Genomic DNA, 9629 nt, shown 5'->3' with positions numbered 1-9629 from the left:
GAGCTGGCCGATCTGGAACAACGGCTTGGAGCCTGGGCGGATCTGGCCGAACGGCACCTGAAGCTGGATCAGCTCTGGCCGCTGCTGCAGGCCCCCAAGCCCAAGCCAGGCCAAGGCTCCCAACCCAACACCGCCGAGCCAGCCAGCGCCGCCCGCGGCCCGGTGCGCATCGCCATCGCCAGCGATGCCGCCTTCCACTTCCGTTATCCCGAAGCGAGTGAACTGCTGGCGCAGCAAGGGGTGGAGGTGCAGCACTGGTCGCCTCTGGCGGATCAAGCGCTGCCCGGGGGCTGCCAGGCGCTGGTGTTACCGGGTGGATACCCGGAGCTGCATGCGGCACAACTGGCCGCCAGCCAGCGCAGCCTGCAGGAATTGCGGCGGGCCCAGCAGCAGGGCCTACCGATCTACGCCGAATGCGGCGGACTGCTGCTGCTCGGCCAGGAGCTCACCGACCAGCAGGGCAACGCCCACGCCATGGCTGGCCTGCTGCCGTTCCGGGCCGAGCGGGGGCAGCTCAGCCTCGGCTACCGCAGCGCCACCGCCTTGCGCAGCGGCCTGGTGCTGCAATGCGGCGAACAGGTGAGCGGCCATGAATTTCACCGCTGGCAGCTGAACACCAGCCCTGACAAAGCCGATCAGCTGTGGCAGCTTGAGGGCTGGGGCTGCCCGCCACGCCCCGAGGGCTGGAGCACCGCCACCCTCCATGCCAGTTGGCTGCACCTGCACTGGGGCGGCTGCGGCTTCATCCCGCAGCGGCTGGCCGCAGCAGCCCGGCGCACGCCTCCCCTGCTGCCCTGTTGAGCGCACTCCTGATGGCCAACCCCGAACTCTGGCTGCTGCGGCATGGCGCCACCGAGTGGGCCCTCAACGGCCGCCACACCGGCAGCACCGACATCCCCCTGGTGCCCCAAGGCGAGGCGGAAGCACGCGCTCTCGCCCCCCTACTGGCGCAGCACACGTTTGATGCGGTGTACTGCAGCCCTTTGCAACGGGCCCGTCGCACCTGTGAGCTGGCGGGACTGGGCAGCCAGGCCCAGCTCGAACCCGATCTGCGCGAGTGGGACTACGGACGCTACGAAGGCATCACCACCGCCGAGATCCGCCAGAGCGTTCCTGGCTGGACAGTGTTCAGCCATCCCTGCCCAGAAGGCGAGAGCCTGACGCAGGTGCAGGAGCGCTGTGAAGCCTTGATCGCCCGTCTGGTGCAGCAGCACCCAGGCGGGCGCGTGGCCCTGTTCGCCCATGGCCACATCCTTCGCAGCCTGGCGGGGTGCTGGCTGGGGCTTGGGGTAGCCGGTGGTGCGCTGTTGGTGCTGGGCACCGGCAGCTTCTGCGTGCTGGGCAGCGAGCGCGAGCAACGAGCCCTGCTGCGTTGGAACGCGCCGGTTCCGCACCCGTAGCCGAAGGGCCGCTGCCGTGCCAGCTTGTGAACATGCGGAAGAGAGCTAGCAGCAGTGGGCAAACACAAAGACTCGGGGGCTAAGCGCAGCACCCCTCGCCAGGTTGAATCGCGGGCACCGGGCTGGCTGATCGCGGATGCCTACACGCCAGGACGCAGTGGCCGCAGCGTGCGCCAGCGCGAATGGCTGGAGGTGGAACGGCCCGATCCATCTGCGCAGCAGCGGCTGGAGCGCTGGCAGCTGATCGTGCGCGGCCGGGTGCAGGGCGTGGGCTATCGAGCAGCCTGCTGCCAGAAAGCCCGCGAGCTGGATGTGAACGGCTGGGTGCGCAACCGGCCCGATGGCTCGGTGGAAGTGCAGGCGGAGGGAGCGTTGCACCAGCTCACCGAACTGCGTCTCTGGTGCGAACGAGGGCCCCAGGGTGCCGGCGTGCACAGCGTGAGCCATAGCCAACTGGCACCAAGCAGGGAAGACTGGTTCGAAGTTCGACGCTGAACCAGCCGCGATGACAAACGGGACTCTGTGGGCCGAACTGCTGGCCTACGGCAGTGGCATCGCCATCAGTCCGATCCATATCGGCTTGCTGCTGCTGCTGCTGTTGGGCCCCCAGCCGCTGCGCCGCGGCGGCTTGTTTGTGCTCAGCTGGGTGGCCACCGTGACCCTGATGGTGGTGCTGTTGCTCACCGTGGGGCATGGCCTGCTGCTCACCATGGAAAAAGGCAGCAGCCACCGCACGGGGCTGGATCTATTGGCCGCTGGCGCACTGCTGGCGTTGGGCCTCAAAGAACTGCTGGAACGCAAGGAGGAAGGGCAGGATCCCCCCGCCTGGACCCGCCAACTGGATCGCTTCTGTGCGATGCCGCTGCCGTTGCTGCTCGGGGCCAGCTGCGCCATCGAGGTCATCAGCCCGGACGATCTTTTCCTGTTCGCCAAAGCCGCCTCGGCGCTGTTGGCCTCTGGCCTCAGCCGTGTTCAGGAGGTGCTCTACACCGCCGGCTTCGCCCTTTCGGCCAGCTTGGCGCTACTGCTGCCCTTCGGTGCGGTGCTGGTAGGGCGCGATCGGGTGGTGCCGCTGCTCGAAAAGGGCAAGCAGGTGCTGTTCGCCCGGGGCGATCTGTTGGTGGGGGGGCTGAGCCTGGTGCTGGCGGGCTACCTCGGCTGGCAGGGCATCGAGGGCTTGCAGTTGTGAGCTGAGCTCAAGGTTCCTGCTCAAGCCAGTCGCGCCAGCGCTGCTGCTCCTCGGCAGCGCTGGCGCCAAGGCGACCATCCGCCACGAGCCACACCGCCTGGCTGGCGCGGCTTACAGCCACGTACACCAGCTGTCGGCGCAGCACCGCATCGCTGGGCCAGAACACATCTCCCGCCACAAACACCTCACCGAAGGTGCTGCCCTGGCTGCGGTGCACGGTGAGCACGGCAGCTGGCCCCAGGGAGGCGAAGGCATCGCGCACCAGGAAATAGCGGCGCCAGAGGGCACGGCCCGCCTGTTTGCCGGCATCGCGGGCCTGCTGACGCAACTGCTGCATCAAGGCATCGAGGTCGGCGCGAGCGGTGCTGCCGGCAGGCGGCAACAGCCGCAAGGTGAGCCGGGCTTCGCCGGCCTCCACCTCGGCGCTGAGGGTGTCGATCACAGGCACGGTGAAGCCATCTGCACTGCTGATGCCGAAATCCGCCAGATCACAGCGCTCCGGCATCACATCGCGCACCACCAGCTCGCGGTTGGAGCCCAGAAGCATGTCGGGCTCTTCCGCCGCCTCTTCACCGGCCCGGCAAGCCGGTGCCATCACCGCGGCGCGGGTAATCAACACCTCTCCTGGGAGCACAGGCAGCTGATCGGCCATCTCACCGTGGATGGCACGGCGTGCGATCGGCACCAACTGCTCGAGGGCACGGTTGGTGTAGCAGAGAATGCGAGCGTGGTCGGGGTTGTCGAGCTCGGCCCCACGGTGCAGGGCTGCCTGGGCGGCGGCGAGCCAATCGGCGCGGGCCAGCGCCGCCACCTGGCCTTGATCGTCGCGCTGCGGCGCTAGGGCAGGTGGTTGACGACAGGGGAGTTGGCCGTTGCGTAACCCCGTGGCCAGCTGCAACACGGGCCCTTGATGGCGCACCACCTCGATGAGCTCAGCGGCCACTGATCGGCCCAAGGCAAACACGGGGCTGGAGGGCTCTCCCACCGGCGGCAGCTGGGCCGGATCACCCACGAACACCAGGCGGGTGCGGAAGGGGTGAGCGCAGCGCAGGGCGATCTCCAGCAGGGTGCTGTCGACCATCGACGCCTCATCCACCAGCACCAGACCAAGGTTTTCGAGCGATGCAGCCGTTTGCTCGGTCTCCTCACAGCATTCCAGATCCCCCTGGCGCTTGAGCTTCAGGCGCAGCAGCCTGTGGATCGTGCTCGGGTACCAGGTGGGCTGCAGGCCAGCCCAGGCAAGCTGTTGCCGCAGCACCCCAACCGCTTTGTGGGTTGGAGCCACCACGGTCCAACACAACCCCAGATCGTCCACCTGCTGCAGCAGATGGCGGGAGAGGTAGGTCTTGCCGGTGCCCGCGTAGCCGCTGAGTACAAACGGCGTGCCGTCATAAGGAGCCTTCAGCCAGGCAGCAAAGGCCTCGGCCGCCGCAGCCTGGCCAGCCGTGAGGGCCTCAGCCAATCGCCAACCAGCCCCAGTGCTGCGCCAGCAGCAGCGGCGATCCCACCCACACCAGGCCGGGCAGAGCCACCAGCGGCCCGATCACGCTGCCCACCAACACCTCGAGACGCGAGTGGCCGAGGTTTTCCTTGAGAGGCTTGAGCTCCGGCGTCTCATCAGGGTGCAGTTCCCAGAGACCATCGGGCAGAGCATTCACCCGCTGGGCTGTGATCCCGGCCGCCCGGCGCACACCGGCGGCGTCGTAGAGCACCACGAAGCACATCGTGGCCGCCAGGGCGAACACGGGGGAATCAAAGCCCTGCTGCCAGCCCAGGGCAGCGGCAGTACCGGTGAGCAGGGCGGAGTGACTCGAGGGCATGCCCCCGGTTTCCACCAGCACCTTGGGGTTCCAGCGGCGGTGCACCACCAGCTCAATCAGCAGCTTGGAGAGCTGGGCGCTGCCGCAGGCCGCCAGGCCCCACCAGAGGGCTCCGTTATCGAGGATCCCGAGCAGGGGCGAACTCATCGGTCGCGGCTCGTGATGTAGTCGGCCAGGGCCAGCAGCGGGGCAGCCTTGCCGCCGGCGCTCCAGGGCTCCAGGGCCGCCTTGGCCTCCGCTACCAACGCATCGGCCCGCTTGCGCGACTCCTCCAGACCCAGCAGCTTCGGATACGTGGTCTTATCTGCGGTGAGGTCCTTGCCGGCGGTCTTGCCAAGCACCTCACTGCTGGCGGTCACATCGAGGATGTCGTCGATGATCTGGAAGGCCAGGCCAATGCCGCGGGCGTAGGTGCGCAGGGCCTCCAGCAGGGCATCGGGTGCGCCGGCGATCAGAGCACCGGTGAACACGCAGGCGCGCAGCAGAGCACCGGTTTTGTGGAGATGGATGTACTCGAGCGTCTCGAGGTCAACGTCTTTGCCCTCGCACTCCAGATCCACCACCTGGCCGCCCACCAGGCCAGGGGCACCGGAGGCCAGGCTCAGTTCACCCACCACCTTCAACAGCTGCTCAGGCGGCACACCAGGGCTGCGCAGCGCCACCATCTCAAAGGCGCGGGTGAGCAGGGCATCGCCGGCCAGGATCGCGTTGGCCTCGCCGTACACCTTGTGATTGGTAGGCCGGCCGCGGCGCAGATCGTCGTTGTCCATGGCGGGCAGATCGTCATGAATCAGCGACATGGTGTGAATCATCTCCAGCGCCACCGCCGTGGGCATCGCCAGAGCGCTGTCGCCGCCCGCCAGTTCGCAGGCCGCCAGACAGAGGATCGGCCGCAGCCGTTTGCCACCGGCCAGCAGTGAGTAGCGCATTGCCTCGCGCAGGCTTTCGGGGCGCTCCGGACCCAGGGAGCCATCCAGAGCTGCCTCAACCTGTAGCCGCGCCGTTTCCAGGTAGGCAGCGAAGTCGAAGCCGGCGGCCTCGGCGGCAGAACTGTTGCCGGTGCTGGTGACGGCCGCGGTCATGGGGGCTGGGCCTGGGGCCATCGCTGACGCGGATTCTCTCAGGCCAGGGCCGAGGGCGCTTGAGCCGGGCCGTTTATGGCAACAGATCCGCCAGCGGCTGATCGAGGCCGCAGCGCTGGCACCAGCTGGCCACGGTGTTCACCAGCAGGAGAGTCACCGTCATCGGGCCCACACCGCCGGGCACCGGGCTGATCGCGCTGGCGATCGGCTCCACCTGATCGAAGCGCACATCCCCGCAAAGACGCGGCTTGGCTCCGGCCTCAGCTTCGAGGCGGTGGATGCCCACATCCACCACCACCGCACCGGGCTTGACGTGTTCAGCGCCAATCATGCGCGGCTTGCCGGCCGCCACCACCAGCACATCCGCCTGGCGGGTGAGCTCCGCCAGATCCTTAGTGCGGGAGTGGCCGATGCTCACGGTGGCATTGGCCGCCTGCAGCATCAATGCCATCGGCTGGCCCACCAGGATGCTGCGCCCCACCACCACGGCGCGCTTGCCTGCCAGCTCAACACCGGCGGCCGCCAGCAGCGCCATCACCCCGGCGGGGGTGCAGCTGCGGGGGCCGGGTTCACCTTTGAGCAGTCGCCCGAGGTTGAGGGTGTGCAGGCCATCGGCATCCTTCTCTGGATCGATGGCCGCCAGCAGCGGCCGCTCATCCAAACCGGCCGGCAGGGGCAGCTGCAGCAGGATGCCGTCCACAGCGGGATCAGCGTTAAGCCGCTGGATCGTGCTCAGCACCTCGGCGGCCGGCGTGCCAGCGGGCAGGTGGGCCCCCAGATTGGTGATACCGATGCGGCTGCAAGCCTTCTCTTTGTTGGCCACGTACACGCCACTGGCAGGGTCATCGCCCACCCGCAGCACCGCCAGCCCCGGAGGCCGCCCGGCGCGCTCGAGGCGTTCGGCCACCACGGCCTGCAACCGCTCTTCGATCGTTGCCGCCAGCTGGCGGCCATCCAGACGCGTGGCCATGGACCGAGGGCACCTGACACTGCCTTCAGCATGCAACGGCATCGCTAGCGTGTGGACTTCACAGCCTCTTCAGTGAGCGGCACGGTTCCCGGCCATCGCCCCTGGCGAACTCTGAAGCGGCTCCGGCGCGGGCTGTTGCGGCTGGAGCTGCCGCGGCAGGCGCTCACGCCCTGGCGCCGCCGCGATGGCGTGGTGGTGCTGATCATTGCCCTGCTGGTGGCTTTCCTCTCCAGCTGGCCTTGGCTGGTGGAGCCCAGCCTGCGGCCGGGAGTGCCCTCCCCCTTCACCGTGCGAGCCCCCAAAGCCGCCACGGTGGTGGATTCCGATGCACTGGAGCAACGACGCTCACAGCTCGGTCCGCGCACCCACGTGCAGGTGGTGGATCCGCGCATCAACCGCGAACTGGAGCAGCGCCTGGAGCGACAACTGCAAGCGATTCAGCGCCTGGCCAGCACGAACCAGGAGCGGGTAGCGCCCCTCGATCTCAGTCCCGAAGAGCGCGACTGGCTGGCGGCCCAATCGCCCGCAGTGCTGCGGGTGTGGGAAGAGGATCTGCGCCAGGCTCAGCGGCGGATGCTGCAGCAGGGTCTGGTGAGCAGCGTGGCCCACCGCCAACTGGAGCAAGCAGCCAAGCTCCAACTTGACAACCTCAGCGAACCGGGGCGCAGCGTGGGCGGCCGGGTGGTGGCGAGCTCGCTGCAGGGCCGCGGCAATCTGCGCATCGATGCCACCCTCAGCCAACAGCTGATTGAAGACCTGCTCACCCAGCAGGGCATCCCCACCATCAAGGTGCGCAAAGGCGAGCTGATCACCCGCCAGGGCGAGCCGATCAGCAATCAGTCGTATGCAGTGCTCGATTACTTCGGGCTGGTGAACCGCCGCCCCTTGATCGGTGCCTGGCTGCTGCATGCCTGCGAAGCGCTAGCTGCCTGCGGGGTGCTGGTGCTGGTGCTGCGCCAAAACCGCGCCAGCCTGGAGCCGCGCCAAGCGCTGCTGGCCCTGGGGCTGTTGCTCATCGTGCAGGGCTTCAAACTCTGGCTCGGGTCGGCCGCGAGCCCGCTGGCTCTGCTGGTGCCAGCCACGTTGTTGCTAGCGCAAGGGCTTGGCACCACAGCCGGCCTGGCCTGGGTGGCGATTGCCTCACTGCTTTGGCCGCTGCCCCTGGCCCCCTTCAACGACCAGCGGATCCTGGTGGCCGCGGGTGTGGCTGCCGCCACAGCGGTGTTGGCCGGGCGGCAGCGCAGCCGCGCCCAGTTGCTGCAGCTGGCTCTGTTGATTCCCGTAGGGGCGCTGGTGGCCGAATGGCTGCTGCTCCAGCTGGCGGTTGCCAGCGGCGAGGGGGATGGGCGGCTACCGGTGGGGGCTGATCTCCCCGGTGAAGCGGTGCTATTGGGCGGGCTGCTGCTGGGGGTGTTGCTGATCAGTCCCTTGGTGGAGAGCTTCTTTGATCTGCTCACCCGGGCACGACTGCTGGAGCTGGCGGATCTGGAGCGGCCGCTGCTGCGCCGATTGTCGTGCGAGGCACCCGGAACGTTTGAGCACACCTTGATGATCTGCGGCTTGGCGGAAGAGGGGGGGCGAGCAATCCAGGCCGACACCGATCTGATCCGCACCGGTGCGCTTTATCACGACGTGGGCAAACTGCACGGCCCGCAGTGGTTCATCGAAAACCAGATGGGCACCGACAATCCCCACGACAAGCTCGATGACCCGCAACTGAGCGCCGGCATCCTCCAGGCCCACGTGGATGAAGGGCTCAAGCTCGCCCGCCGCTATCGCCTGCCCCGCCCGCTGGCGGACTTCATCCCTGAGCATCAGGGCACGCTGAAGATGGGCTACTTCCTGCACGAAGCCCGGCGGCGCAAACCCAACATCTGCGAAGCCGATTTCCGCTACCGCGGGCCGATCCCCCGCAGCCGCGAAACGGCAGTACTGATGCTGGCCGATGGCTGTGAAGCCGCCCTGCGTTCTCTCCCACCCGATACGAGCGAAGAGGAGGCCCGTGCCATGGTGCGGCGCATCGTGGAGGCCCGCTGGCGCGATGGCCAGCTCCTCGACAGCGGCCTGAGCCTGGCCGAACTGGAACTGCTGGTGCGGGCCTTTGTGCGGGTGTGGCGCCGTATGCGCCATCGTCGGATTCCCTATCCGATCCCAGCCCGTAAGGGTTACAGCGCCTGATGCCCGCCAGCTCCCACCAAACCAACCGCTGGCAGCACGCCTGGTATCCGGTGGCCTTCCTGAGGGATCTCGATCCCAGCCGGCCAACACCGTTCACTCTGATGGGGAACGATCTGGTGCTCTGGTTCGAGCGCAGCAGCGGCGCATGGCGGGCCCTGGCGGATCGTTGCCCCCATCGGCTGGTGCCCCTCTCCGACGGCCGCCTGAACCCAGCCGGTGAACTCGAGTGCCCGTATCATGGCTGGACGTTCAACGGCGAGGGGCGCTGCACCGCAATCCCCCAGGCCTCAGACGGCAGCAGCATCGGCGCCCGCAGCCACTGCCGCAGCTACGCCACCGCCACAGGCCAGGGGCTGCTGTTTGTGTTCAGCGGTGATGCTGCGGAGGCCCCATCCCAACCCTTGCCTCTGGTGCCCTTGATCGAGGAGCAGGGCTGGGTGGTGCAAGACACCTTCCGCGATCTCCCCATGGATGCGCTCACCCTGCTGGAGAACGTGCTGGACGTGAGCCATGTGCCCTTCACCCACCACGCCACGGTGGGGCGGCGTGAGAACGCCGGACCGGTAGAACTGAAGCTCACCAGCTTCGGCCCCGAAGGCTTCACGGGCCTCTGGCAGGAGGGCCCGCGCCGGGGCAAGCTCGGCAGCCAATTCACCACCTACGCCGCCCCATCCCTGATGTGGCACGACCTCACCGCCAAAGGCTTCGCGCGCATCCTCACCGTGGTGTACGCCACCCCGATACGCCGGGGTGAGTGCCGCCTCTTCGCGCGCTTCCCCTTCCAGTTCAACTCCCCCTGGCCAGCTCGGCTGCTGGGTCTGCGGCCGCAGTGGCTGCAACACCTGGGCAACCACGTGGTGCTGGAAGACGACCAACTGTTCCTGCACTGGCAGGAGCGCGTACTGGAGCAGCGCGGCGGCAGCCAGGAGGCCATGCGCAGCTTTTACCTACCCACCAGCGCCGATCTCTACATCCGCGCTCTACACGACT

Annotated in this window: 9 protein-coding genes and 1 pseudogene; 6 read left to right on the top strand and 4 right to left on the bottom strand. The window is 67.9% G+C overall.

The annotated features are described in order from the left end of the window. From ACIQ2E_RS08975 to ACIQ2E_RS08960, 4 genes and pseudogenes are all read left to right on the top strand, one after another. Positions 1 to 801: pseudogene (locus tag ACIQ2E_RS08975) on the top strand (cobyrinate a,c-diamide synthase); the annotation flags it as partial. Positions 802 to 812: 11 nt separating this feature from the next. Beyond that, positions 813 to 1400: a histidine phosphatase family protein gene (locus ACIQ2E_RS08970; protein WP_398329181.1), complete on the top strand. Its 588-nt coding sequence runs from the start codon at positions 813 to 815 to the stop codon at positions 1398 to 1400. A gap of 54 nt (positions 1401 to 1454) precedes the next feature. Then, entirely contained in the window at positions 1455 to 1895 is a 441-nt protein-coding gene (locus tag ACIQ2E_RS08965; protein ID WP_398329178.1) for an acylphosphatase, read from the top strand. A gap of 10 nt (positions 1896 to 1905) precedes the next feature. Then, positions 1906 to 2589, top strand: coding sequence for a GAP family protein (locus tag ACIQ2E_RS08960; protein WP_398329175.1), 684 nt, complete (start codon positions 1906 to 1908; stop codon positions 2587 to 2589). A 7-nt stretch (positions 2590 to 2596) separates the two neighbouring features. On the opposite strand, the gene ACIQ2E_RS08955 is transcribed toward ACIQ2E_RS08960, so the two are convergent. The 4 genes from ACIQ2E_RS08955 to folD form a co-directional block, all read right to left on the bottom strand. After that, a complete protein-coding gene (locus ACIQ2E_RS08955; protein WP_398329172.1) occupies positions 2597 to 4051 on the bottom strand; it encodes an ATP-dependent RecD-like DNA helicase in 1455 nt (484 codons plus the stop codon). Beyond that, positions 4044 to 4556: a divergent PAP2 family protein gene (locus ACIQ2E_RS08950; RefSeq protein WP_398329169.1), complete on the bottom strand. Its 513-nt coding sequence runs from the start codon at positions 4554 to 4556 to the stop codon at positions 4044 to 4046. The genes ACIQ2E_RS08955 and ACIQ2E_RS08950 overlap by 8 nt, the downstream gene beginning before the upstream one ends. Further along, complete coding sequence (crtE, locus tag ACIQ2E_RS08945; RefSeq protein ID WP_398329166.1) at positions 4553 to 5491, bottom strand: geranylgeranyl diphosphate synthase CrtE; 939 nt, start codon at positions 5489 to 5491, stop codon at positions 4553 to 4555. Before crtE ends, ACIQ2E_RS08950 begins: the two co-directional genes overlap by 4 nt. Before the next feature lie 73 nt (positions 5492 to 5564). Beyond that, entirely contained in the window at positions 5565 to 6461 is an 897-nt protein-coding gene (gene folD / locus ACIQ2E_RS08940; protein WP_398329163.1) for a bifunctional methylenetetrahydrofolate dehydrogenase/methenyltetrahydrofolate cyclohydrolase FolD, read from the bottom strand. 72 nt (positions 6462 to 6533) lie between these two features. Between folD and ACIQ2E_RS08935 the strand changes: the two genes are divergently transcribed. Beyond that, positions 6534 to 8639, top strand: a complete 2106-nt coding sequence (locus ACIQ2E_RS08935) for an HDIG domain-containing metalloprotein (protein WP_398329160.1) — start codon at positions 6534 to 6536, stop codon at positions 8637 to 8639. After that, positions 8639 to 9629 (top strand): Rieske 2Fe-2S domain-containing protein (locus ACIQ2E_RS08930; RefSeq protein WP_398329157.1); only part of this gene is annotated, 991 nt, incomplete at its 3' end. The genes ACIQ2E_RS08935 and ACIQ2E_RS08930, both read left to right, overlap by 1 nt.

Source organism: Vulcanococcus sp. (assembly GCF_044369115.1).
Lineage (GTDB): Bacteria > Cyanobacteriota > Cyanobacteriia > PCC-6307 > Cyanobiaceae > Vulcanococcus.
The sequence above is the reverse complement of the archived record's forward strand: the minus strand, read 5'-3'. Positions and strand labels throughout refer to the sequence as shown.

Coding starts and splice junctions, on each gene's coding strand:
- ACIQ2E_RS08970 (WP_398329181.1), top strand. CDS start 813: ATGGCCAACCCCGAACTCTGGCTGCTGCGGCATGGCGCCACCGAGTGG.
- folD (WP_398329163.1), bottom strand. CDS start 6,461: ATGGCCACGCGTCTGGATGGCCGCCAGCTGGCGGCAACGATCGAAGAG.
- crtE (WP_398329166.1), bottom strand. CDS start 5,491: ATGACCGCGGCCGTCACCAGCACCGGCAACAGTTCTGCCGCCGAGGCC.
- ACIQ2E_RS08950 (WP_398329169.1), bottom strand. CDS start 4,556: ATGAGTTCGCCCCTGCTCGGGATCCTCGATAACGGAGCCCTCTGGTGG.
- ACIQ2E_RS08960 (WP_398329175.1), top strand. CDS start 1,906: ATGACAAACGGGACTCTGTGGGCCGAACTGCTGGCCTACGGCAGTGGC.